The sequence below is a fragment of the Pandoraea vervacti genome (genome assembly GCF_000934605.2).
Taxonomy (GTDB): domain Bacteria; phylum Pseudomonadota; class Gammaproteobacteria; order Burkholderiales; family Burkholderiaceae; genus Pandoraea; species Pandoraea vervacti.
In genome coordinates this window covers 4,160,464-4,185,530 of the sequence record NZ_CP010897.2, presented here as the reverse complement: position 1 = coordinate 4,185,530, position 25,067 = coordinate 4,160,464, and the positions used below count along the sequence as shown (strand labels likewise).

21 protein-coding genes are annotated in these 25,067 nt (G+C 63.9%); 12 read left to right on the top strand and 9 right to left on the bottom strand.

The window, feature by feature from the left end:
* Positions 1-129: 129 nt before the first annotated feature.
* Positions 130-3,183, top strand: a complete 3,054-nt coding sequence (locus tag UC34_RS18165) for a hypothetical protein (RefSeq protein ID WP_157123234.1) — start codon at positions 130-132, stop codon at positions 3,181-3,183.
* Between the two features lie 179 nt (positions 3,184-3,362).
* Positions 3,363-4,573, top strand: a protein-coding gene (locus tag UC34_RS18155) for an IS3 family transposase (RefSeq protein ID WP_157123312.1) whose coding sequence is annotated in 2 segments (ribosomal slippage) — positions 3,363-3,678 and positions 3,678-4,573 — 1,212 coding nt in all. Because the reading frame shifts where the segments join, the coding sequence is not laid out codon by codon here.
* Positions 4,574-4,656: 83 nt separating this feature from the next.
* Here UC34_RS18155 and UC34_RS18150 read toward each other — a convergent pair.
* A complete protein-coding gene (locus tag UC34_RS18150) occupies positions 4,657-4,860 on the bottom strand; it encodes a hypothetical protein (protein ID WP_044456669.1) in 204 nt (67 codons plus the stop codon).
* 712 nt (positions 4,861-5,572) lie between these two features.
* On the opposite strand from UC34_RS18150, the gene UC34_RS18145 reads away from it, so the two are divergent.
* The 3 genes from UC34_RS18145 (at position 5,573) to groL (ending at position 11,309) form a co-directional block, all read left to right on the top strand.
* Positions 5,573-9,142 carry an autotransporter outer membrane beta-barrel domain-containing protein gene (locus tag UC34_RS18145; RefSeq protein WP_157123233.1) on the top strand — a complete coding sequence of 1,190 codons (3,570 nt, stop codon included), beginning with the start codon at positions 5,573-5,575 and terminating at the stop codon, positions 9,140-9,142.
* A gap of 182 nt (positions 9,143-9,324) precedes the next feature.
* Positions 9,325-9,615, top strand: a complete 291-nt coding sequence (gene groES / locus UC34_RS18140; RefSeq protein ID WP_044456668.1) for a co-chaperone GroES — start codon at positions 9,325-9,327, stop codon at positions 9,613-9,615.
* Between the two features lie 47 nt (positions 9,616-9,662).
* Entirely contained in the window at positions 9,663-11,309 is a 1,647-nt protein-coding gene (gene groL / locus UC34_RS18135; RefSeq protein WP_044456667.1) for a chaperonin GroEL, read from the top strand.
* A 116-nt stretch (positions 11,310-11,425) separates the two neighbouring features.
* Here groL and UC34_RS18130 read toward each other — a convergent pair whose 3' ends face one another.
* The gene (locus UC34_RS18130; RefSeq protein ID WP_044456666.1) at positions 11,426-12,355 is read right to left on the bottom strand and encodes a LysR substrate-binding domain-containing protein; all 930 of its coding nucleotides are present in this window, start codon (positions 12,353-12,355) and stop codon (positions 11,426-11,428) included.
* 101 nt (positions 12,356-12,456) lie between these two features.
* On the opposite strand from UC34_RS18130, the gene UC34_RS18125 reads away from it, so the two are divergent.
* Positions 12,457-13,668, top strand: coding sequence for an MFS transporter (locus UC34_RS18125; protein WP_044456665.1), 1,212 nt, complete (start codon positions 12,457-12,459; stop codon positions 13,666-13,668).
* A gap of 113 nt (positions 13,669-13,781) precedes the next feature.
* On the opposite strand, the gene UC34_RS18120 is transcribed toward UC34_RS18125, so the two are convergent.
* Positions 13,782-14,396 (bottom strand): MarR family winged helix-turn-helix transcriptional regulator, encoded by a 615-nt coding sequence (locus UC34_RS18120; RefSeq protein ID WP_084070783.1) that lies wholly within the window; start codon positions 14,394-14,396, stop codon positions 13,782-13,784.
* Positions 14,397-14,474: 78 nt separating this feature from the next.
* Here UC34_RS18120 and UC34_RS18115 point away from each other — a divergent pair, with 78 nt between their 5' ends.
* A complete protein-coding gene (locus tag UC34_RS18115; RefSeq protein ID WP_044458368.1) occupies positions 14,475-15,347 on the top strand; it encodes an EamA family transporter in 873 nt (290 codons plus the stop codon).
* 112 nt (positions 15,348-15,459) lie between these two features.
* Here UC34_RS18115 and moaC read toward each other — a convergent pair whose 3' ends face one another.
* Positions 15,460-15,939, bottom strand: coding sequence for a cyclic pyranopterin monophosphate synthase MoaC (gene moaC, locus UC34_RS18110; protein WP_044456664.1), 480 nt, complete (start codon positions 15,937-15,939; stop codon positions 15,460-15,462).
* A 281-nt stretch (positions 15,940-16,220) separates the two neighbouring features.
* On the opposite strand from moaC, the gene UC34_RS18105 reads away from it, so the two are divergent.
* Both UC34_RS18105 and UC34_RS18100 read left to right on the top strand, forming a co-directional pair.
* Positions 16,221-17,960: a M48 family metalloprotease gene (locus UC34_RS18105; protein WP_237165147.1), complete on the top strand. Its 1,740-nt coding sequence runs from the start codon at positions 16,221-16,223 to the stop codon at positions 17,958-17,960.
* A gap of 75 nt (positions 17,961-18,035) precedes the next feature.
* Positions 18,036-18,305, top strand: coding sequence for a hypothetical protein (locus tag UC34_RS18100; RefSeq protein WP_044456663.1), 270 nt, complete (start codon positions 18,036-18,038; stop codon positions 18,303-18,305).
* A 4-nt stretch (positions 18,306-18,309) separates the two neighbouring features.
* Here UC34_RS18100 and UC34_RS18095 read toward each other — a convergent pair whose 3' ends face one another.
* The 5 genes from UC34_RS18095 to UC34_RS18075 form a co-directional block, all read right to left on the bottom strand.
* Entirely contained in the window at positions 18,310-18,951 is a 642-nt protein-coding gene (locus tag UC34_RS18095; RefSeq protein ID WP_044456662.1) for a DUF2946 family protein, read from the bottom strand.
* 43 nt (positions 18,952-18,994) lie between these two features.
* Positions 18,995-20,026, bottom strand: a complete 1,032-nt coding sequence (locus UC34_RS18090; RefSeq protein ID WP_044456661.1) for a YheT family hydrolase — start codon at positions 20,024-20,026, stop codon at positions 18,995-18,997.
* A 16-nt stretch (positions 20,027-20,042) separates the two neighbouring features.
* Complete coding sequence (locus UC34_RS18085) at positions 20,043-20,498, bottom strand: nuclear transport factor 2 family protein (protein WP_044456660.1); 456 nt, start codon at positions 20,496-20,498, stop codon at positions 20,043-20,045.
* Positions 20,499-20,558: 60 nt separating this feature from the next.
* On the bottom strand, positions 20,559-21,584 hold the full coding sequence (gene waaF / locus UC34_RS18080; RefSeq protein ID WP_044456659.1) for a lipopolysaccharide heptosyltransferase II: 1,026 nt from the start codon (positions 21,582-21,584) through the stop codon (positions 20,559-20,561).
* 134 nt (positions 21,585-21,718) lie between these two features.
* Complete coding sequence (locus UC34_RS18075) at positions 21,719-21,913, bottom strand: zinc-finger domain-containing protein (RefSeq protein ID WP_044456658.1); 195 nt, start codon at positions 21,911-21,913, stop codon at positions 21,719-21,721.
* Between the two features lie 473 nt (positions 21,914-22,386).
* Between UC34_RS18075 and UC34_RS18070 the strand changes: the two genes are divergently transcribed.
* From UC34_RS18070 to UC34_RS18060, 3 genes are all read left to right on the top strand, one after another.
* Positions 22,387-23,280 carry an AzlC family ABC transporter permease gene (locus tag UC34_RS18070; RefSeq protein WP_084071042.1) on the top strand — a complete coding sequence of 298 codons (894 nt, stop codon included), beginning with the start codon at positions 22,387-22,389 and terminating at the stop codon, positions 23,278-23,280.
* The gene (locus tag UC34_RS18065) at positions 23,277-23,600 is read left to right on the top strand and encodes an AzlD domain-containing protein (protein ID WP_044456657.1); all 324 of its coding nucleotides are present in this window, start codon (positions 23,277-23,279) and stop codon (positions 23,598-23,600) included. The genes UC34_RS18070 and UC34_RS18065 overlap by 4 nt, the downstream gene beginning before the upstream one ends.
* An 86-nt stretch (positions 23,601-23,686) precedes the next feature.
* Positions 23,687-24,892, top strand: a complete 1,206-nt coding sequence (locus UC34_RS18060; protein WP_044456656.1) for a phosphoglycerate kinase — start codon at positions 23,687-23,689, stop codon at positions 24,890-24,892.
* Positions 24,893-25,067 lie beyond the last annotated feature (175 nt).

Genomic DNA, 25,067 nt, shown 5'->3' with positions numbered 1-25,067 from the left:
GATGCCTGCTGCGATGCGTGGCAATGCCGATATGCCGCAGATTCCACGCATTCCACCGATCCCACGGATCCCACGGACATTCGGGATGTCGCGAAGCCTCAGCGCCCGAGTCATCTTCCGGAGGCCATCATGGATAGCCGAGATCCCCTTGCTCTAGAAGCGCCTGTTCCCGCGCAGGGCGCGCCGTCGTCTGCGCGGACCGTGGATACCGACCCGTCGAATGGCGATCGGGGCGGTGTCCTTGCCGAATTGACGGCACCGATCGTCGAAGGCGAAGTCAACGGCGAACTGGACCCTTCGCTGGTGCCGGACGGTCCGACGCTGCAAATCTTCGTGTGGCCCGATATGACGCCGGGCGACACGCTGACCTGGTTCTGGTTGGGGACGTCGGACGGTGGGCAGGCGACGGGCACCGAGACCGTGCTCACCGTCGATGGGATTACCGTCACGGTGCCGCGTGGCGTGATCGAGGCCAACGCCAACGGCGGCGATACCGTGACCGTGTTCTACATGGTCACAGGTGTCATTGGCACCGAAGTCCAGTCGGAACATGTCACGCTGCGCGTGCTGCCGTTGCCGTCCGGCATTTACGCGCCAGAGGTGCTGGAGGCCATCGACGACGTACTCGACCCGGATGACGCCGATCCGACGGCGACCGTACGGGTGAATCCCTATGAAGGCATGGCACGCAACGACGTGCTGACGATCCGTTTCGCCTTCGGTACACCGGACGAATACGTCAAGCAGATTCCGGTGTCGGACAATCTGGTGGGCCAGCCGGTGGACATGTTCGTGCCGCAGGAGGTCGTCGAGCGGGTTGAAGGGCAGACCATCACCGTGAACTACACGGTCACCAACCTTGCCGGAGAGAAAGCGTCGGACGATCTGCTGATCGAGGTGCGTCGAGCCGCGCTGTGGCTCAAACCGGTGGTAGAGGAAGCCGAAGGGCTTGAGGGCGATTACCTGCCCGAGGACGCCTATCTGAACGGTGCGACCACGATCGTGCGGGAGAACGACGACATGCGTCCGGGTGACGAAATCGATGTGTACTGGGGCGATGACGACGACCCGCAGCAGTATCACGACGGCGTTGGCATCGTGATCCCGATGGACTTCCCGTTCTGGGTCCCGAAGGCGGTGGTGGATCGCTGGATCAACGTCACGGTGCCGGTGTACTACACCATCACGCGCGGGAATCGTGTCTTCCGCTCCGACGTGCTGAACCTGCGCGTGGCGTTCGACCTGCCTGCCGTTGGCGCGCCGAGCGTGGAAGACGCGCCGGACGGGGTGCTCAAGCCGGTCGACGCGAAGCAGGGCGCAACCGTTCACGTCACGTACGACGGTATGCTGCCGACCGACTCGATTCAACTGAACTGGGATGGCGACGAGAGTTTCGCGCCGGTCGCGGGAGACGCGAGCGGCACGGTGAGCATCGTCGTGCCGCCGGCGAAGGTCGCGCCGACGGTCGGGCGCACGATTTCCGTGTCGTACACCGTGAAGCGCAACGATACGGACACGCCGTCCGGGGTGCTGTCGCTGACCGTGAGCGCATTTCTGCCGGGCAATTTGCCGATTCCGAACATCGTCGAATCGAAGAACGGCGTACTGAACCTGACGGAGTTCGACGGCGACGCCACCGCGCGGTTGACCCCATGGCCGTTGATGGCCGCAGGCCAGCGGCTCTGGTGGCGAGCCTTCGGCACGCAGACGACCGACCGGCCGATCACCTTTACGCTCGAGAGCGGGTATGCGATCACCGAGGAGGAAGCCGGCAGTCGACTCGACCGCCGCTTGCAGCGTGTGAATCTGGAAAAGCTCAAAGACGGCTCGACGTTGCGCATCGAAGCGAAGGTGACGTTCGACGGCAGCAGCGACGAAGCCGAAGCGGTGACGTTCCGGGAGCGGACGTTGCTGGTCTCGCACGGACTGTCGTTGCCCGAACCGCATGTGCTCGATGCACCCGATGGCGAGCTTGAGGCCATCGACGCGGTCGATGGGATGACGGTCCGTGTGAGTTACGAGGACATGGAACCGGGCGACATGATCGAGCTGGAAATCGACGCGAAGCCGGACTTCGGTCAGGTGCCGGGCGATGCATCCGGTTCGATCGACATCGAGGTGGCCCCCGAGGCCATCGTCCCTTTCATCGGCAAGACGGTGCCGGTGAGCTATCGCGTGTTGCGAAGGGGGCACTACAGTGCGTCCGGGATTTTGATGCTCACCGTCAACTCGTTTGAGGAAGGGCAATTGACGCCGCCCACCATTCCGCAAGCCACGAACGGCCAGTTAAGGCTCTCGTCATTCACTGGCGATGCGCAGGTCGATGCGGCGCCGTGGCCGGGCATTGCGGCGGGGCAGCGAGTCTGGCTGCGGTGTTATGGCACGCTACCCGGCGGGCAGGCCGACGTCATCGAGCTGGCGCTGGCGTCAGCGGTGACGCAGGACGAAGTGACGAAGGGTGTGAGCCGGAGTCTTTCGCGCGCCCGGCTCATGGCGTTACAGAACAACACGGCGCTGCGCGTCGAGTTGAAGGTAACGTTCGATAGCGAGAACGATGAGTCGAAGGCGATTCTCTTCCCCACACTCACCGTGTTGGTGCAACAGACGCCGGAGTTCGTGATTTCGCCGTCGCAGATGACGCTGAATGGTATGGCGGTCAAGAATCCGGACTGGCCACAATATGCAGACGCGACGGGCAATACGCAGACTCGCTCTGCGAGCGGTGGTGTTCCACCGTATTCCTATACGTCTAGCAGACCGACGGTTGCCAGCGTCAATGCAAATGGGAAAGTGGTCGGGGAGGGGAATGGGAGCGCCACGATTACGGTTCAGGACAGCGTTGGCAATAAGGGGTCGTTTCCCGTTGTAGTGAGTAATGTGTATGGCGTGGCGTGGAACAACACTGTTGGTCTGACGATTGCTCAGGCCTACGCATGGCGCGACAGTATTGGCGGGCGGGGAATCGCTTATGCCGAGGCTGCCGTGATCAATCAGACCCTTGTTGTGGGCAATTGGCAAGGAGGCTCTTATCCGCACTGGGGCTGCACGCCGTCAAACTGCGGGGCGGGAAAATCGGGAACCGCATATACGAGTCTTGTGGCAAATGAAATTGTCGTTGGGTGTCGGGGGCAAACTAACCCCAATGTGTCCAAGGCCGTGTGTCTGGTACCCAAGAATGGTTGATCGGCTCCTTCATCATCGGTCGGACTAACTTTGATTTGTGTCTGCCGAAAACCTGGCGCTGCGAGCCCTCCGCTCGCAGCGCGATTGGAGCGGCCCCATGAAACACCGGACACAGCGACCCACTTACAATAACGGGTAGGCATAAGACTGTGTTTTTGACTAACACCAAGCAGGAAGTGATGGAAGTATTGACGGGCCCAGAGCGCCGGCGTCGCTGGACGGCGGAGCAGAAACTGTCGATGGTTCGCGAGAGTTTCGAACCGGGAAAATCGGTTTCAATGGTCGCGCGCCATTACGGCGTGAACCCGAACCAGCTATTCCACTGGCGCAAGCTGTACCAGGACGGTAGCCTGTCAGCGGTCAAGGCTGGCGAAGAAGTGGTTCCGGCATCGGAGTTGGCTGATGCGCTCAAGCAGATTCGCGAGCTGCAACGGATGCTCGGCAAAAAAACAATGGAGAACGAGATTCTCCGGGAAGCAGTTGAATACAGCCGAGCAAAAAAATGGATAGCGCACTCGCCCTTGCTGCCGGAGGACGGCCAGTGAAACTGGTCTGTGAAGTTCTCGGCGTGTCGCGCTCGAACGTATCGGCACGACTGTCGCGTCCGGCGACGTGGCGCGATGGCCGGCAATCAAGGCCGACCGACGACGAAACTGTAGTCGAGGAAATCCGCCGTGTCGTCGGCGATTTGCCCAGCTATGGCTACCGGCGGGTTTGGGGCACGTTGCGCAACGAGCGCGTTGCAGTTGGACTGGCGCCGTTCAATGCCAAGCGCATTTATCGCGTCATGCGAACGCATGGGCTGCTGACGCAGCGCCGACCGATTGCGCCGCGAGCCCACCGTCGACATGATGGCAAAGTGGCCGTCGCGCGCAGCAATCAGCGATGGTGCTCGGACGGCTTCGAGTTCCGCTGCGACAACGGCGAGCCGCTGCGTGTGACGTTTGCGCTGGATTGCTGCGACCGAGAAGCGATGAGCTGGGCGGCGACGACAGCAGGCCACAGCGGCGACATTGTGCGCGACGTGATGCTGGCCGCAGTGGAAAATCGGTTCGGCAACGAGGTGCATACGCCGTCCGAAATCGAGTGGCTGAGCGACAATGGTTCGGGCTATACGGCTGACGATACGCGCCGGTTTGCGATGAACATCGGACTAAAGCCATTGACCACGCCCGTGTGCAGTCCGCAAAGTAACGGCATGGCCGAGAGCTTCGTGAAAACGATGAAGCGCGACTACGTCGCCTTCATGCCAAAGCCGGATGCTGCAACCGCTGCTCACAATCTGGCCATTGCATTTGAGCATTACAACGAGAAACACCCCCATAGCGCGCTGAAATACCGCTCGCCTCGCGAGTTCCGGCGCTCGATGGATTCAGCAACCTTAGTGTGATGGTGTGTCCGGTTTTACAGGGTCAACTCCAGCGATATTTTGTCCCCCCCTCCACCCCACGCTTACCGTCCCTCCAGCGGCACTTAGGCGCGCAGCGACTGTTCGTCGGCGATAAGTCCGGCAAGCATCCGCTTTGCACGCACGCCACCGCCGTCTCCGACGGTGAAGTTCGCGGTCGGTACATCGCCTTCGATGTCGAACTGACGCTGAATCGCCTCGATGATCGGCTTGTCTTCGCCGGTAAAGGTTTGCTGAAAGGCGTCGTTGATCGCTGATGTCAGGTGCATATCTACAGCATGGGATCGTACGACAGTTTCATTCCGAACCCGTGTAACGACAACGGCCTTGCCTATAAAGGCGTGTTCAACGGCCCGACGGTCGGGGCGGAGTACTCGACCGGTCGCGACTCGACGAGTTGTGCCGGCCAGACCGCAGGCATCTTTCTCGCGTGTCGGGAAATCTCGGCGATGCTCAAGTACAACGCGGCGAAATGGGGCGCCGCGGTAGCGTTCGATGAACAGCGCGGATGCCCGGCGTCCGGCGGATCGCCGCCCAATCCGGACGATCCTCGTCCGGGGACCGGGCCAATTTGTTCATGCCGCAGGGCATCAGCCAAACAGATTCTGAGCGTCGCGGGGCGGGCATCGCCTTGCCATCGGGCGAATTCGGCTAGCGAATTACCTTTCGTTGTATTACATTCGATTTCCGATGCATCGGGTGAACAGGTTGCATCGCCCCAGTGCTCAATCAATTCAAATCGAACGGCATCTCACAGCACTGGTGTTCGAGAACTGCCGTACTGCGGGGGAAAGGCCGAATCTTCTCGGTCGCCGGTCGCCATGCACGGCCCAATACGAGAGGATATTTGTGGTCTCACGCAAACTCAGGCGTGCTTCGCGCCGTGCCCAAAAGACGCAGTTCCCATCGACCTTCACGCTGGCATCGCCTGGCGCACACGGTGCGCCTATGTCGTTGGTCAGACGTCCGTTTGGTATGCGAATGGTTCGAACTGCTGGCAGTACGGCGGTCGCATTGGCGCTCGCCGGGACCGCGCCCGCGCTATGGGCCGCCGGGACATGCAGCACGGGGGACATCCGGGGCTGCGGCGCACCGGGGGGCGATGGTGGCTCGGCACGAGGCGGCGCAGGTGGCGTCGGCAACGGGCAGGGCGGCGGTTCGAGCGCGCTGGACGCCAACGGCGTGACGGTGCCGATTCCCGGCGCCTGGGGGCTACAGGGGATGGGGAGCACTGGCGCGTCCGGCGATAGTGGTGCGGCGTCGCCGGGATCTCCGACAAATGTCTACTTCTCCGACGGCATATCGATCAATGTCCCGACGAGCGGCCTCGACGGCAACACCGGCCCCGATGGCACCAACTTTGCCAGCGGTGGCAACGGCGGAAACACCGGTATCTACTATTTTGGCCGCGACATCAACGTGGCTGCGGCGATCACCGGCGGTGCAGGTGGCCACGGTGGCAATGCTGTCGGTGGCGTAGGCAATGGCGGCGGGGGTGGCGGCGGCGGGGCGGGGCTGATGTCTTACGCAGGATCGGCGTCGATCTCCAATTCGGGAGCAATTACCGGAGGGGCCGGCGGTGTGGGCGGCTCCGGCGCCTTTAGCGGTGGCGGGGGCGGGGGCGGCGACGGGTTGCTCGCGCTCGGTGGGCGCGCCAACATAACAAACCTCGGTACGATCTCGGGCGGTGTCGGAGGCAGCGCCGGTACCGCGACCGTCACCGGCGGGACGAGGGGCAGTGGCGGCATCGGCGTTAATCTCGCGGGAACGAACAACACGCTTGCCAACGCGGGAACCATCTCGGGCGGCGCCGGTTTGACCGGTGGTGTTGGCATCCGTACGGGCGGGAACGACACCGTTGTTAATGACGGCCTCATCATGGGCGGGATGAACAGCGGTGGCACGACACGCGCCGCGGCTATCGAGTTCGGTGGCCTGAACAACGCGCTGAATCTGCTATCCGGCTCGGCGATTCTCGGCGATCTGCTATTCGACGCAGGCGCAAGTGCCACCATAGCCGCCCTCAATTCCGGGCTGACGCTGAACAATGCCATTGTGCTGAGCGACGCCGCGTCGAACGTTATTTTCTCGACCGCGAGATCCGGAGTGACGATATCCGGCGTTGTGTCGGGCGCAGGCAAACTGACGCTCGACGGCACCAACTCGAATGTCCTGACGATGGCGTCGGTCAATACGTACACGGGCGCTACGACCATCGGCAGCGGCACGCTGGCGCTATCGGGCAACGCCAGCATAGCGGCATCGTCGGGCGTGACGGTGGCCGGTGTGGGCGGCGTGGGCGGTGTGTTCGACATTTCGGGCGTGACGGCTGGCACCTCGATCAAAGCGCTTGCCGGCGGTGGTGCCGTGCGACTCGGCAGCCAGACGCTATCGCTCACCAATGCGAGCGGGGCATTCGATGGCGTCATCGACGGCGCCGGTGGCATACACCTGGTCGGCGGCACGCAGACGCTCACCGGCGTGAATACCTATTCCGGCGCGACGACCATCGATAACGGCGCGGCGCTGGCCCTGACCGGCGCCGGAAGCGTTGCGTCGTCGAGCGGTGTGGCGAATAACGGCACGCTCGACATTTCCGCAACAACGACTGGCGCCTCACTCACGGCCCTGACAGGACTCGGGACGGTCTCGCTCGGGGCGCGAACGCTGACGCTGACGAAGGCGGCGGGCGTCTTCTCGGGCACGATCGCCGGTACAGGCGGCCTGACGCTGAACGGCGGCACGCAGACGCTGGCGGGCGTGAACACCTATACCGGCGCGACGACAATCAATGCGGGCACGCTCGCGCTCATCGCTGGCGGACGGTTGTCGCCGGCGACGACAGTGACGCTGGTCGGCAGTGACGCTACGTTCGATGCTTCCGCCGCCGGCGCGCTCACCCTCTCCGGCTTGTCCGGTGCGGCGGGCACGCGCTTCGCCGTTGGCACGAGCACGCTGACGGTCGATGCTGCGAGCGACGCCACCTACGCCGGCGACCTCACCGGCAACGGGGTTTTCGTCAAACGGGGCACCGGCATGCTGGTGCTCAATGGGACAAGCACCGCTTTTACCGGCACGACCACCGTTGCGGCGGGCACGCTGGAGATCGGCGACGCCGCGCACGCGCGCGCGGTGCAGGGCGGCGACGTCGCGGTCGGTTCCCTGGGCACGCTGCGCGGGCACGGCACGATCCTCGGCAATGTGACCAACGGCGGCATCGTGGCGCCGGGCGGGTCCATCGGTACGTTGAGCGTCGCTGGAAACTACGCGCAAGCGTCGAACGCTACGCTGGCGATCGAGGTCAGCCCGACGACAGCGTCGCTGCTCAAGGTATCGGGCAGCGCGACATTGAACGGCGTGCTGGCGATTACCTACGACCCGGGCACCTATCGGTCGACGCGATACACCTTGTTGAGCGCCGCGAACGGTGTGAGCGGGCGATTTTCCTCGGTGACCGAGGCGGTGTCGGCCGGTGCCGATCTTGGCAATCTGCGCTCCGCCCTGAGCTACGGCGCAAACGACGTGACGCTCGCGCTCAACGATCCGGCATCCGGCGGTCCGGGCGCTTCGGATCCGTCGGGGGGCGTGGTCGTTGCGCCGAAGAACACGAGCGTTTTTACTGCCCTGGGCACGGCAGCGGTGATGAACGCCCAGTCAACGACGGCAGCGGTGCTCGACCAGGCCACGAGGCGGTCCGCAGGGACGGGGCTGTCGAGCGGCGATGCGGTCGCGCACGGCCCCACGGTCTGGGCGAGCGCGACGGGACTTCACGGGCGTTTGTCGGGCGCCGATGGTCAGCCAGGGTTTCAGGAAAACCGTTACGGCTTCCTCGCAGGCGCGCACAAGCGCATGGGGGACAATACCGTCGGGTTGGCAGGCGGCTATTCCCACGCGGATCTCTCGGAGGCGGGCACGGCGAACTCAGGCACGATCGACACCCTGCGGCTGGCCGCCTACGGGAGTCGCGAAATCGGTCCGGTCGATGTTGCGGCCTCGGTAGGTTATGGCCTTGATTTCATGTCACAGAAGCGCCCCTTCGCGGGCATCGGCACAGCGCAAGGCGATCATATCGGGCAGGAGTTCACGGCCGCGGCACAGGCGAGCGCGCCGTTGTCGGTTGCCGGGGTGGCGGTTACGCCGCGTGTCGGCTTGCGCTACGCCTACTTCCACGCCAACGGCTTCGACGAAAGCGGGGCGGGCGGACAGAATCTGCGCGTTGCAACGGACAATACGCGCAGCCTTCAGCCGTTTGTGGGCGTAACGTTCGACAAGGCGTTCGGAGAGGCGTGGCGACCGATGCATGCGCAATTTCGCGCCGCCTATGCCTACGAATTGCTCGATGCAGGACGGGCCATCAACGTGGCCTCGCAGGACGGCACGATTTTCGTGGCCCCCGGCACTCCCCTGGCGCGCGGCTATCTGACGCTTGGCGCGAGCTTCGGCGTGACGCTCGCAAAGCATCTGGACGTCTCCCTCGCCTACGATGCGCTCGTCAACACCGCGCGCGCATCCGCGCAGGCGGGCAGCCTGAAGGTGCGCTACCGGTTCTGAAGTGCCCGCAGATCGAAGCGTTTTCGACATCCGGGAAAACCCCGCGTCTTGAAATCGTAAAACCCCGTCCCTATAATTAGCACTCGTTGGCGCAGAGTGCTAACAACGCCATGAATTCCCCAATATGCAAATGATTGCATATTTAGTTTTGACGATCTCACTGAGAGAAAGAGGAGCTTGTAATGAATCTTCGTCCCTTGCATGACCGCGTTATTGTCAAGCGCCTGGACAACGAAACGAAGACTGCTTCGGGCATCGTGATCCCGGACGCCGCCGCTGAAAAGCCGGATCAAGGCGAAATCCTCGCGGTCGGCCCGGGCAAGCGCGACGACAAAGGCGCGTTGATCGCACTCGACGTGAAGGTGGGCGACCGTGTTCTGTTCGGCAAGTACGCCGGCCAGAGCGTGAAGGTGGATGGCCAGGAACTGCTGGTCATGCGCGAAGAAGACATCATGGCTGTCGTGGCCAAGTAAGTCTGTCCCCCCAGACATCTACGTAAAGAATTCAAGGAGTTAATGCAATGGCAGCTAAAGAAGTCGTTTTCGGCGACGCCGCTCGTTCCAAGATGGTCGAGGGTGTCAACATCCTCGCGAACGCAGTCAAGGTGACCCTGGGCCCGAAGGGCCGTAACGTCGTGCTCGAGCGCAGCTTCGGCGGCCCGACCGTGACCAAGGACGGTGTGTCGGTCGCCAAGGAAATCGAACTCAAGGACAAGCTCCAGAACATGGGCGCGCAAATGGTCAAGGAAGTGGCTTCCAAGACCAGCGACAACGCCGGCGACGGTACCACCACCGCAACGGTGCTGGCCCAGTCGATCGTTCGCGAAGGCATGAAGTACGTTGCCTCGGGCATGAACCCGATGGACCTCAAGCGCGGTATCGACAAGGCCGTTGCTGCCGCCATCGAAGAACTGCGCAAGATCAGCAAGCCCTGCACCACCAACAAGGAAATCGCGCAAGTCGGCTCGATCTCGGCCAACAGCGACACCTCGATCGGTGACTACATCGCCAAGGCGATGGACAAGGTCGGCAAGGAAGGCGTGATCACCGTCGAAGACGGCAAGTCGCTGCAAGACGAGCTGGACGTCGTCGAAGGTATGCAATTCGACCGCGGCTACCTCTCGCCGTACTTCATCAACACCCCGGAAAAGCAAGTCGCGATCCTCGAGAACCCGTTCGTCCTGCTGTTCGACAAGAAGGTGTCGAACATCCGTGACCTGCTGCCGGTTCTGGAACAAGTCGCCAAGGCTGGCCGTCCGCTGCTGATCATCGCCGAAGACGTCGAAGGCGAAGCCCTCGCAACGCTGGTGGTCAACAACATCCGTGGCATCCTGAAGACCTGCGCCGTCAAGGCTCCGGGCTTCGGCGATCGCCGCAAGGCCATGCTGGAAGACATCGCCATCCTGACGGGCGGCCAGGTCATCGCCGAAGAAATCGGTCTGACGCTCGAAAAGGCAACGCTCGCAGAGCTGGGCCAGGCCAAGCGCATCGAAATCGGCAAGGAAAACACCATCATCATCGATGGCGCCGGCGAAGCTGTGAACATCGAAGCACGCGTCAAGCAGATCCGTGCCCAGATCGAAGAAGCGACCAGCGACTACGACCGTGAAAAGCTGCAAGAGCGCGTGGCCAAGCTGGCCGGCGGTGTTGCCGTGATCAAGGTCGGCGCTGCGACCGAAGTCGAAATGAAGGAAAAGAAGGCACGCGTCGAAGACGCGCTGCACGCGACCCGCGCTGCCGTGGAAGAAGGCATCGTCCCGGGCGGTGGTGTTGCACTGCTGCGCGCTCGCGTGGCTGTGTCGGACCTGAAGGGCGCCAACGCTGATCAGGACGCCGGTATCAAGATCGTGCTGCGCGCGATGGAAGAGCCGCTGCGTCAGATCGTCACCAACGGTGGCGAAGAAGCCAGCGTCGTCGTGGCCAACGTGGTCGCCGGCAAGGGCAACTACGGCTACAACGCATCGACCGGCGAGTACGGCGATCTGGTGGAAATGGGCGTTGTGGACCCGACCAAGGTCACCCGCACCGCACTGCAAAACGCCGCTTCGGTGTCGGGCCTGCTCCTGACGACCGACTGCGCCGTTGCCGAACTGCCGAAGGAAGATGCTCCGATGGCCGGCGGTATGGGCGACATGGGCGGCATGGGCGGCATGGGCATGGGCATGTAAGTCTCGCAAGAGACTGCATGACCGGGGTGCCGTAAGGCGCCCCACAGTGTCTGCCTCAGGGAACGGCAACTCAGTCTTCGGACCGGGTTGCCGTTTTTTTTCACCTGGCGGTTTGTTTATCCCTTGATGGGGGAGGGCTTCAGCGGCGCGGTGTTCGCAATTTCTTCCTGCATCCAATCCCAGAACGCGTGAATCGCGCGCTCGCGCGGATGATTTTCCCGCCAGTTCACGTGATATTCGAGGCTCGGCGGAATGCACACGTCACCGATTTGCACCAGATCGCCCGCAGCCAGTGCGTCGCGCACCAGCAAACTTCTTGCGGTGGCAACGCCGTGTCCCGCGAGGGCTGCCCGCAGCAGCAGACCCGAGTCGTCGAAAATCGGTCCGCGCGTCGGCTCGTGCGCTGGCAGGCCAGCGGCGACCTGCCAGTCGCGCCACGACCGGTAAGCGAAGCGCAGCATCGGTAATTTTGGGGTATCGGCGAGCGTGAAGCCCGGCACGCGAGCGATCAGATCGGGGCGGCAAACCGCGATCACGAAATCGTCGAGCAGCTTGCGCGTGACGAATCCCGGCTCCTCCACCCGCTGATGCCAGATGCCCACATCGACCGAATACGGATCGGGGGCGGCGATATCGGCGTGAATCCGTACCACGAGATCGATGCCCGGATGCAAGTCGCTAAAGCGCGACAGCCGCGGAATCAGCCATTGCGCCGCGAGATCGGTCATCACGCTGATCTCCAGACGGACGATGGCGGGCGTCGCATCGGGGGTGATGCCCGCTTTCGCCTCGGTCATCGCCTCGTCGAGTTCCGACATGCCGATGCGCACGCGCTCTGCCAGGCGCGCGCCCACGCTCGTCGGTATCATCCGGGCGCCTACGCGGCGAAACAGCGGGGTACCAAGTTGCTGCTCCAGCGAACGCATGTGATGACTCACGGCACTGTGCGTCAAATTCAACTCTTGTGCGGCGCGCGTGAAGCTGCGATGACGGACGGCCGCCTCAAGTGCACGTAGGGACTGGAGAGGAGGGAGGTGTGGGAACATGATGTCAAATTTTACTCACAATGCGAGCGCAAAGGTTTCGTTGGCCTCGACGGGCAGTTCCGCCGACAATCGAGCCCAGGCAATTTGCTAGGGTTGACTCCATGTCGAAAGCATTCAGAATTTTCGTGCTGTTCGCCTGCGGATACTTCGTCTCATACGTGTATCGCGGCGTGAATATCGGATTTGCGCCGTTCATGACGCGCGAATTGGGCCTTTCGTCCGCCGACCTTGGACTGCTCACGAGTCTCTACTTTCTCGGCTTCGCCGGCGCGCAGTTGCCGGCAGGGGTGTTACTCGACAAGTTCGGTCCTCGTCGCGTGGCGTCGCTCGTGTTGCTGCTGGCCGCCGCCGGCGCCGCATTGTTCGGTCTGGCGCAAGGCATAGCCGCGCTCATGGTCGGCCGTCTGCTCATTGGCGTTGGGGTGTCGGTCTGTCTGGGCAGTGCGTTCAAGGCGCTCGCGCAATGGTTTCCGGTTGCACGGTTGCCGTTGGTCAATGGTCTCGTGATGGCGGTGGGCGGCATGGGCGGCGTCGTCGTCGGAACACCGTTGAACTGGCTGCTGGGGCTGACGGACTGGCGCGTCCTGTCATTCGGCCTTGCGGCGCTCACCGTTTTCATGTCGGCCGCGTTGTGGTTCGGTGCGCCGGAGAAGCCGGGCGCTCACGCGCAGGGCGGGTTGTCGGAGGCGCTGCAAGGGGTGCGTCAGGTGTTGGGCAGCGCCATGTTCTGGAAAGTGACGTCGCTCTCGGGGATCACGCAAGGCGTGTTCTATGCGATGCAGTCGCTGTGGATGGCGCCGTTCATGCGTGACGTCGAAGGGCTGTCTGAGGCGCAGGCCGCCTCGGTGGTGTCGGTCGTCGGGCTCTCGATGATGGCGGGCAGCGTGGTGTTCGGCGCGGCGGCTCGCTCGCTGGAGCGGCGCGGTGTGAGCCTCTTCGCCTTCTCGGGCGTGGGCATGGTGCTGTTCGTCGTCGTGCAGTTGCTGCTCATGCTGCGAACGCCGATTCCGCCCGGCTGGCTGTGGGCCGCGTACGGGATCTTTGGCGGCACAGGCATTCTCTCGTACGCGGTGCTTGCCGAGTACTTCCACGGCACGCTGATCGGCCGCGTGAATACGTCGCTTACCCTCGTCATCTTTGTGCTGATCTTCCTGTGCCAGGTTGGTGTGGGTGCGATATTGGGGGCGTACGCGGCGCAAGGCGCGCAAGGTCACTTCGTCGCGTGGACGGTGCTGGTCGTGCTGCAAGTGATTGGGGCGGTGTGGTACTTCTGGCCGCAACGTCAGCGTGTTGGCAAGGCCGTTGCGGCGTGACCGACAGATCCGTTAATTTGGCTTGACGTCAAGAAACAGGGTCGCCATGGCGGCCCTGTTTCATTTTCAGCGTCGCTTTCGATGGGATGCCAACTCGCGACTTGCCCCGCGGCCTATGCGCCGCTTGTCTGCGACTTACTCGATTCGAGTACACGCAACCAGTCGCACAGCCCGGCATCGATTTGGGTGAGCGATGCCTTCGTGAGCGGCGCCAGCATGCGGTGCTCATTGGCGACGTGAGCCTCCACGGCGCGTTCGATCAGCGCGAACCCTTCATCCGTCAACTGGACAAGCGTGCTGCGCGCGTCATCCGGATTGGCCACGCGGATGATCCATCCCCGGCCTTCCAGGCGCTGTAACCGGTGCGTCATCGTGCCGGAGGTCACCATCAGCGTGGAGAACAGCGCCGTCGGCGCCAGCCGATACGGGGCGCCGGAGCGACGCAACGTCGCCAGCATGTCGAATTCCCAGCCGCTCATGTCGAATTGGGCGAACGTTGCGTCGAGTTGCTGCTGCACGAGCGCAGCGCAACGTTTGAGACGACCGATCACGCCCATGGGCGAGACGTCGAGGTCAGGGCGCTCGCGGCGCCACTGCGCAAGAATCGCGTCGACGGCATCGCCGTTCACTGGCGTGCGAGGCGGACTGCCCGTGCGACGCGCGCGTGCCGCGCCGTGTGTGTCCTGCGCTCGCTGCGTCGCTTCATCTTCTGTCGACCCGTTGGCCATACGTCCTCTCAAGTTGTCTTGACATCAAGATAAAAGGATACCAAACTCCAATTTATCTTGAATTGAAGATAAATGATCATGACAACGACGTCGCCCTCGAAAGGCACCTGGTTGGATATCGTGTTGACGGCGCTCGCGCCGGTCATCTGGGGATCGACCTACATCGTGACGACACAGATTCTGCCGCCCGAGCGCCCCTTCACCGCCGCGCTGATTCGCGTGTTGCCTTCAGGACTATTGCTGCTGATATATGCGCGACGGCGGCCTGCGCGTGGGGACTGGGGGCGTCTGCTGGTGCTCTCCGCGCTGAATATCGGTGCGTTTCAGGCGCTGCTGTTCGTGGCGGCGTACCGGTTGCCGGGCGGGCTGGCGGCGGTGGTGGGCGCCATTCAGCCGTTACTCGTGATGGCGCTGGCGTGGGGCGTGGAACAGCGGCGTCCGCTGGCGAGCACGGTCTGGGCGGCGGTGGCAGGGGTCGTCGGGATGGGGGTGTTGCTATTGTCCCCGGGCACGGTGTTCGAGCCGATCGGTATCGTTGCGGCGCTGGCCGGTGCGGCGAGCATGGCGACGGGTACGTATCTCACGCGTCGCTGGCGACTGAACATGCCAGTACTTGCGCTCACGGGCTGGCAGTTGCTGCTGGGTGGTTTGATGCTGGTGCCGGTGACACTGATGGTCGATCCGGCGTTGCCCTCGCTCACCGGCTTGCAGATCGCGGGCTACGCGTACCTCTCGATGGCCGGCGCGCTGCTGGCGTATGCGTTGTGGTTCCGGGGCATTGCACGTCTGGCGCCGGTGGCCGTGTCGTCGCTGGGACTGCTGAGTCCGCTCACGGCCGTCGTGCTGGGCTGGGTGCTGCTCGGGCAGGCGATCAGGGGCCCGGCATTCGTGGGACTTGCGATGGTGTTCGCGAGCATACTGGCCGTGCAGTGGACCGCGTCGCGAACCTGATCGGTGCTCGATCGGTGCTCCATCGGTGCCCCATCGGTACCCCATCGGTGCATGAAGCCGTCCGATGCCGGACGGCTTGCCGTCGCGTTTTCCCGCGAATTTTCCCGTGGGTTTATTCCGCGACGACCCAGTCACCCGACTTGCCGCCGTGCTTCTCGAGCACGCGAACGTCGGTCATGGTCATGCCGCGATCGACTGCCTTGCACATGTCGTAGATCGTCAGCAGGCCGACTTGCACGGCGGTGAGGGCCTCCATCTCCACGCCGGTGCGACCGATGGTCTCGACCTGCGCGCGGCAATGTACGGCGTTCTCGCCCTCGTCGATCAGAAACTCCACCGTAACGCGAGTGAGCGCCAGGGGGTGGCACAGGGGAATCAGGTCGGCCGTGCGTTTCGCCCCCTGAATGGCGGCGATACGGGCGATGCCCAGCACGTCGCCCTTTTTTGCCGTGCCGCTGCGAATCAGCGCCAGCGTGTCCGGCTTCATGCGGATGGTGCCGCGCGCGACCGCAATGCGATGTGTGCTGTCCTTGCCGCCGACGTCAACCATGTGGGCCTGTCCGGCGGTGTCGAAGTGGGTGAGTTCTGCCATGAGTCGATGCTGAGAAGGTGCTGGGATGATGACCGAAAGTGCGCATGAGCGCGCGTCGGATGCGCCGGATCTGCGAGGCGCGCAAGCGCGATTCGCTGATGCCCCGGACGTTCGGGCGATGGTGCGGAACGTGCACGTCTGGCTGCTATCATAGCAGCAGCCCAGAATGATCAGCGCCGCGCTGCGCCCCTATCCATGACGTTCTTGACGTCCATGAAGCCGATCACGTCAATCACGCCGACTACGTCGACCACGCTGCTCACGATGCTCCGGTCGCTCCGGTGGGTTACGCCCAGGCGTCACTCGCTGCGTTCGTCGCGATCCTCACGCGCGTGGTACGCCACGTGCTGTTTGTCCCGCGCGACATTCCCATCCCATTCGGTACGCTGGCGCCGTCTGCTTCAGCCACTTCAGGCGCCTTGCCTCGCATGATGCCCATGCCGACGCGCGCCCGACTCGCCAACACCGCCATCGCCCGCACGACCCACGTCGCGCGCTGGCGACGCACCGTCGCTTTGGCCATGTTGCCCGTGATGACGGCAATGACACTAGCGAGCGCCGTCGTGCCGACGCACGCCGCAGCGCAGGGACTGCCGACGCTGGGTCAGAGCTCGGCCTCGGACCTTTCGCCGGCGATGGAGCGCAAGCTGGGCGAGCGCGTGATGCGCGAGATTCGCGCCGACCCGGACTATCTCGCGGATCTGCTGCTCTCGGACTACGTCAATGCGCTGGGCAGCCGGCTCGTCGCGGCGACCCGCAAGGTCGGACTGGACGCCAGTCAGAGCTTCGAATTCTTCGTTGTGCGCGATGCGGCAATCAACGCTTTTTCGTTGCCCGGCGGGTTCATCGGCATCAACACCGGATTGATCGTGACGACGCGTACCGAGTCGGAGCTGGCGTCGGTGGTCGGTCACGAAACCGGCCACGTTCTGCAACACCACATCGCACGAATGCTCGGCCAACAGGCGCAGAACTCGTGGATTGCGCTCGGTGGGCTGCTGCTCGGGCTGCTGGCCGGTATCGGCGCGAGAAGCTCCGATCTTGGGATGGGCATCGCGATGGGCGGGCAGGGGCTGGCCGTGGACCGGCAACTGCGATTCTCCCGTGACGCAGAACGTGAGGCGGATCGGGTCGGTTTCCAGTTGCTGCAGGCGGCGGGCTTCGACACGTATGCCATGCCGACGTTTTTCGAGCGCCTGCAACGCGCCGACGCCATTAACGAAGCGGGGGTGCCGGAATACGTACGAACTCACCCGCTGACGACCGATCGCATCGCGGACATGCTCAATCGCTCGCGCGGCGCCGGTTACCGGCAGCCCGAGCAGTCGCCGGAATACGTGTTCGTGCGTGCCCGCTCGCTCGTATTGCAGCAAAAATCGGCCAGCGACTTCGCCGCGATTGCCGAGGCCCAGCGCACCGCCATCCGAACGCAGACCGCACCGAGCGTGGCCGGCGCGTGGTACGCCGTGGCGCTCGCCGAGTTCAAGCAGCGTCGCTGGGAGCCCGCGCGCGATGCGCTCGAGAAGTCGCGCTCGGCATTTGGTGGAACCGGGCCGGGCACACCCAGCCTTGCCGTACTTGGTTCGGACATCGCGCGCCTGTCGGGCAGAGCCGACGAAGCGCTGCGCATTGCCACGCAGGCACGTGCCGCCTTTCCGCTCTCGCAGGCGGCCGACATGGCCTATGCGGATGCCCTCGTCGCCAGTCAGCGCATTGCCGACGCCACGAAATTCCTGCAGTCGCAGGTCGAGCGCTATCGCAGCGAGCCGATCTGGTGGCGGGCGTTAGCCGGGGCGTGGGCTGCGGGCGGCAAGCGAGCGCGTCAGCATGAAGCGCTCGCGGAACAGTACGCGTTGCAGGGCCAGTGGATGGCCGCCGTCAGCCAGTTGAAACTGGCGCGCGACGCGGGAGACGCCGATTTCTACGAAATGTCGACCATCGACGCGAAACTGCACGAGTTCCAGCGTCGCTTCCGGGAAGACAAGGAAGACGAGAAGGACTTCAATAAGCAGTTCGGGTGAGGTTCGATTCGCTGCCTCCCCAAACCCGTAGTTGCTTTAACAAGCGCCACCCTGTTGACCGGACAATTGACGAGCATGTTGTCGTTCGCGTTTTATGGCACGTTTCATGGCACGTTGCATGGCGCGTCATATGCGTGGAGCAACACGTGGCGCGACGTGGGCGGGCCCTATGGTTGGTATGTCGGTTTGGCTTGCATCGCCGCGCTGGCCGCCTATTTCGCACGTGAGCCCTGGCGGTTGCTCAATCCGAATGACGCCCACGACGATATCGAGACGTTCTATATGCGCCGGTATCCCGACCTGTTCGATGAAAGTCGGCGTGTCCGGGGGCACACCGTTGTATAGCGCGTCAATCGTCGTGGTCGGTTTGCGGCTCGCGCTCAAAGCCGTATGTCTGCGGGAGCGTGCCCGCATGTACGGTGGAAAAGGGCAAGCTGTCGCCGTTCTTCCAGTGGAGATGGACGGCGGCGCGGGCATCGGCCGTGTCGTCGGATGTCTGCGCAATCTCGAACGCCTGTGCCAGATCCGATACCTGCGTGAGCAGGTCGATATCGTGGTCGTGAAGCAATGCCAGCGGTGCACGGGTGTCGCCATGGGCTGCGCCCGCAAACGCAACGCTGCCGTCCTCGTCGAGCAGGCATGCCTGCGGCACGAAGGGCTTGCCCAATTGATCCGTCAGCACCGGCGCGCCACGCCCTTCGTTCGCTGCGGCATCCCACGTCAACCGCACGACGAAGGGCGCATACGCGAGCGAAACATACACGCGTTGCGGACCGTTCTGGAAGTACCAGCGGCCGGCGTCGTCGCTGGCGTAGTTGCGTGCGATGAACGCGATCAGTGCCGTGTGACGAATCGGGTCGCCTGCAGCTCCCGCGGCTTGCGCGGCTTCGTCGCGCATGCGCCACTGCCCGCGACGATCCAGCGCGAGCCAGCCGTAGCAATGCGGCACGTTGGGCCACTTGGCCATCGCCTGTCGAACGATCTCATCCATTCGGAATCCTTAATATGTATCGAGCGCAAGCCGGCGCCTGTACTCAGGCGGCATTCGGCACGAACTGACGGAAATAGTCGACGACCGTGCGCGGCATCCACGTCAAGCCGCCCGGAAACGGGCCGCTCATGAAACCGACGTGTCCGCCGTGCGCCGGTTGCAGCAGTTTCACGAAGCGGCCGACGTCGTCTTCGCCAGGCAGGGCGCTCGCGGGCTGAAAGGGGTCGTTTCGTGCGTTGATGACGAGGGTCGGGACTTCGATGGCCGGCAGAATCGGCTTGCTGGACGCGCGGGTGTAGTAATCGAACGCGCTATGGAAGCCGTGCAGCGGCGCGGTCACCACGTGGTCGAACTCGCCCAGATCGCGCGCGGCCATCATGAGCGCACGGTCGTAAAGTCCGGGATACTGGTCGAGCTTGGCCAGCGCCTTCTTCTTGAGCGTGCCCAGGAAGTTGCGCGTATACACCATGTTGAAGCCGCGCGAGAGCGCCAGACCGCCGGCGCGCAGATCGAGCGGTGCGGAGATCGCGCAGGCGGCGCTCACGACCTGCGTGGCATGTCCCTCACGCTCGCCGAGCCAGCGCAGCAGCACGTTGCCGCCGAGCGATACGCCCGCTGCGAAGATCGGCCCTGACGCGCTGGCGCGCAGACGCTGGAGCATCCAGTCGACCTCGGTACTGTCGCCCGAGTGGTAGAAGCGCGGGGCGCGGTTCATGCGACCGCTGCAACTACGGAAGTGAGGGATGACGCCGCGCCATCCCTGCGCCTGGACTTCTCGCATGAGGGTGCGGGCATAGTGACTGCCCGAGCCGCCCTCGAGCCCGTGAAACAACACGACGAGCGGTGTCTCGATGAGCCCGTCGGGCGCGGGGGGAGACTTTTCCATGGCGGGCGGCGCCACCAGCCAGTCGACGTCGACGAAATCGCCGTCGGGGGTGTCCCAGGTCTCGCGACGGAATTCGATGAACGGGCGTCGGCCCAGCAGCGCCGGATAGATCGTCTGACTATGCCCGTCGGGCAGCCACCGGGGTGGCCGGTAATCCTCGGGAAGAAAGACGGCCGGGCGCGCTGTCATCCGGGCTCCGGATCGATCAGTGCAGCCCGTCCGGACGCGCGTGCATCATCAGGCTGAATTGCTCGACGGCATGCGGCGGCAGCGGGCTGGAGTGGATGTGGGCAAAGCGCCAGTCGCCTTGCTCGTGGACCAGCACGTAGGTCGTGTGGATGAGCTGGGCCGTGTTCTGTTTGGCGTCTTCGTTGCCGACGCGCATGGCCTCGGTCGCCGTGTGCACGACCGTGCCGACGGTGTCGTACTCGGTCGTATCGAGCGAATCGAGCAATACCACGCTCTGTGCGAACTGCGCGACGAGGCCGCCGCGGATCTGTTCGAGGCCATCCCAGCGGGTGCCGTCGGCGCGAATGTAGCTCACGAAATCCTCATTCGCCCAGAGCGCCATGGCGCGGTCCGTCTGGCCCCGGCGCAGTGCGTCATAAAAGGCCGTGATGGTTTCACTGGCGGCATCGAACAGACGGACGAAACGTGGCATGAGGATTTACCGTTGAGTGTTACCGGGATCGAACTGAGGCCTTTCGGTGTCTCGCTCGGTTCAGCGCTGCGTGAGCAGGATGTTGCGCAGATTCGCGAACACGTGCTCGGGCATCAGCTCGTTCAGGCAGCGCGTGTGTCCCAGCGGGCATTCGCGGGCGAAACACGGACTGCACTCCAATTGTAGCCACAGGACATGCGCCTGATCCGACAATGGCGGGGTGTGGCGCGGATCGGACGAACCGAACAGGGCGATCTGCGGGCGGCGCAGGGCGGCCGTCACGTGCATCAACCCCGAGTCGTTGCTCACGACGGCGTTGGCCCGTGCCAGCAACGCGCACGCTTCCGCCAGCGACGTCTGACCGCAAAGATTGCGCACGAACGGGGCGTCCGCAGCGATCTGCTGCGCGAGCGCGCCATCTTTGCCCGAACCGAGGGCAACGATCTGCGCGTACGGGAACGACCGGCGCACCAACTGGGCCAATTGGGCGAAATGGCCCGGCGGCCAGCGCTTGGCCGGACCGAACTCGGCGCCCGGGCAGAAGACGACCAGCGGCACGCGCAGATCGAGCCCGAAGCGCGCGAATACGCGGGCCGATTCGTTGAGGTCGGCTTCGATACGCGGCGTGGGCAGCGTCTCGGGCAGCTTGGCCCCTGGGGCGAACGCCAATGCCGCGTAGTGCCGCACCATCGGCGGACGCTCGTCCTTGCGCGGATTGGCATGGCGCACGTTGAGCAGGCCGTAGCGCTGCTCGCCCTTGTAGCCGATGCGCAGCGGAATGCGCGCGAGCCACGGAATCAGGGCCGATTTCAGCGAATTCGGCAGCACGTAGGCGGCGTCGTAACCCTCGTCGGCCAGCACGCTCGCGAGCCGGTAGCGCTCGAGCGGCTGCAATTTGCCGTGCGCGAGGTCGGTGGCGACGACGCGCGAAATCTCCGGCATGCGTTCCAGCACCGGGGCGACCCAGCCGGGCGCGATCGCGTCGATGGTCAGACGCGGATGCAGACGCTTGAGCAGGGTAAACAACGGCTGCGCCATCAGCGCGTCCCCAATCCAGTTGGGGGCGATCACCAAGGCTTTATGCATCGTGGCGGAGACTCTGTACGTTAAGCGTGACGATGAAGCGGACGGAACACGGGGTGGGCCATGCAGTCACGGCGCTTGCAGCGCGTCGGCTGCGCGCTGGCTGTGTCGGGTCCGTCTCGCGAGGCAAACAGCGGTCAGTGACCCTTGAGCACGGTGCCGGGCTTCAGGCGATAACGCGTGCCGCAATAGGCGCAGGCGGCTTCGCCGTGGCTGACGTCGATGTACACGCGCGGGTGGGTGCTCCACAAGGGCATCTTCGGATTCGGGCAGTGGACCGGAATTTCGTCGGCGCCGACTTCGACGACCGGCATTTGTTTGACTTCGCTCATGGGGTTCGGACCGTGATGGGTATTCGTTTGGTGTTGCGATTGGTCTTGCTATTAGTTTTGCAATTGGCGTAGCGGGCATCCGTCCGCTTACCAAAAGTCGCTATTGTAAAGCAGCAGCAGCCCTTTGCGGATGGCTCCCGGGTTCTGCGCGCAGGCGTGGTGCCGTATCAAGGGCACGGACGCTTACCCGTGCGCGTGCGCGTGGTGCGTACGCGACAACGGTCCGGTTGCGTCAGAAAAAACCGGCGGGCGACGGTGTTTTACCAACTAAGCAACCATTTACCGTGGCTATAATGGCCTGTCGTCCGCCGCCAAAGATGAACAACGTCAAGAGACACTCCGGCAACCCTGGCGGGCGCCGTGGCCCCTAGTGGCCATATCGGGCGTGCCGGGCGCCGTCGGGACCGCTTTGCCCCGCAATGCCAGACACCGCGTCGTTCGCCACGACGCTCGCCCCCCAGCCGACCATGTCAATGCTTCGTTTGCCTGCCGCTGAACGTGAAGGGTTCGCGGCCGGGTTTCGCATTATTTCGCCGCTTTTGCCCGCCATCTTTTCATGGGGCCTCGTCACCGGCGTCGCCATGAGCAAGTCGGTGCTCACGGTGCCGCAGGCCATCGGCATGAGCCTGATGCTCTACGCCGGATCGGCGCAGCTGGCGTCGCTGCCGCTGTTCGCCGCCGGCATGCCGCTTTGGACGATCTTGCTCACGGTCGGCATCGTCAATCTGCGCTTCGTCATTTTCAGCGCTGGGTTGCAGCCGCATTTTTCCTATCTGTCGCTGCCGCGGCGCATCGCCCTTGGCTACGTCAACGGCGATCTCGGGTTCGTGATGTTCATGAACCAGAACTTCGCGAACGGCTACGTGCCGGGCAAGGAGGGCACGTACTACGGCATCACGCTCAGCAACTGGGCGGTGTGGCACGTGTCGTCGATCCTGGGCATCGTGCTGGGCGCCCTGGTGCCCGACAGCTGGGGGCTCGGGTTCGCCGGCACGCTCGCCCTCATCCCCATGATGGTCCACACGATCAACAGCCGCTCCACGATGCTGGCCGTGGCGCTCGCGTCGCTCATCGGCGTGCTGGCGTTCGATTTGCCGTATCGCCTCAACCTCGTGCTCGGTGTGCTGGGCGCGCTCGCCGCCGGTATGGTGTGCGACGAAATGGCCGCGCGGCATGCCAGGCGGCTCGCGCTGGCCAATCCTGTCAGGGTGCCGATTGCGACGCCGCCCGGCGCCGGAGCGGAGGCGGGGGAGATCGTCGAGGCGCAGAAAGGGATGCAGAAAGGGATGCAGAAAGGGACGCAGAAGGAGGTGCAAAAAGGGGCCGTACATGAGGAACGTCGTACGTCGGGGGATCGTCGCGCATGAGCACCTTTGACATCTGGTTCGCCTTCGTGGCGATGACGGCCATCACCATCGTCACGCGCACCTTCTTCCTGCTCGCCGGCGACCGGGTCACGTTGCCGCAACGTCTGCAACGCGCACTTCGTTACGCGCCAGCTGCGGCGCTTGCCGTGATCGTGGTGCCCGAAGTGGTGCTGCTCGATCACCAGTTCGCAATGCACCTGGGCAATCACAAGCTCGCGGCAGCGGTCGCGGCGACGGGCTGGTTCATCTGGCGGCGCAACATGATCGAGATGATCGTGATCGGCATGATCGTCTACACGCTCGGGCGGTTGTTCCTGTAGGCGGAACGGCCAGCCGTGAAAATGGGCATCCGGTGGGTCGGATCAGTTAAAATGCATGTTTTTCCCACTATTTATTCCGGATTCTCATGGCTTCCGTCGTACGTCTTTCCGATTTGATCGCTCAGGGCCGCCTCGCGGGCAAACGTGTCTTCATCCGCGCCGATTTGAACGTGCCGCAAGACGATAACGGCCGAATCACGGAAGACACGCGGATCCGCGCCTCGGTGCCGGCCATCCAGATGTCGCTCGACGCCGGCGCTGCCGTGATGGTTACCTCGCACCTGGGCCGCCCCACCGAAGGCGAATTCAAGGCTGCCGACTCGCTCGCCCCCGTGGCGCAACGTCTGTCGGAACTGCTCGGCCGTGACGTGAAGCTGGTGGCCGACTGGGTCGACGGCGGCTTCGACGTGGCCCCGGGCACGGTCGTGCTGCTGGAGAACTGCCGGGTCAACAAGGGCGAGAAGAAGGACAACGACGAACTGGCGCAGAAGATGGCCAAGCTGTGCGACGTCTACGTGAACGACGCGTTCGGCACCGCCCACCGCGCCGAAGCCACCACGCACGGCATCGCCAAGTACGCACCGGTCGCCTGCGCAGGCCCGCTGCTTGCCGCCGAGCTCGAAGCGCTCGGCAAGGCGCTCAACGCCCCGGCGCGTCCGCTCGTGGCCATCGTGGCCGGTTCCAAGGTCTCCACCAAACTCACCATCCTCAAGACGCTGGCCGACAAGGTCGACCAGCTGATCGTGGGCGGCGGCATTGCCAACACGTTCATGCTGGCCGCAGGCCTGCCGATCGGCAAGTCGCTCGCCGAGGCCGATCTGGTCGAAGAAGCGAAGGCGATCATCGACGCCATGGCCGCGCGCGGCGCGTCGGTGCCGATTCCGACGGACGTGGTGTGTGCCAAGGAATTCAGTGCGAACGCCGAAGCCACCGTCAAGGCAGCAGCGGACGTGGCCGACGACGACATGATCCTGGACATCGGTCCGCAAACGGCTGCCAAACTGGCCGAGCAGCTCGGTCAGGCCGGCACCATCGTGTGGAACGGCCCGGTCGGGGTGTTCGAGTTCGACCAGTTCGGTCACGGCACCCAAACCCTGGCGCGCGCCATTGCGGCAGCCAGGGGTTTCTCGATCGCCGGCGGCGGCGACACGCTCGCGGCCATCGCCAAGTACGGTATCGCCGATCAGGTCAGCTACATCTCGACGGGCGGCGGCGCGTTCCTGGAATTCCTGGAAGGCAAGACGCTGCCGGCTGTGGACGTCCTGCAACAGCGCGCGGCGCAGTCGAACTGATCGCGCACGCTGCGCGAATCGTGCAAAGGCAGGTGGGGCGGGGCTTGCGAGCAGGTGGAACGGTCTGCAATGCGTTGGCGGACGGCGATTTCGGTCGCTTTATTGCGAACGTATGAGATCGAATCAAACGATTTCGTACTGACAATACGAACTTTTTGGTTAACCTGCGGCGGCC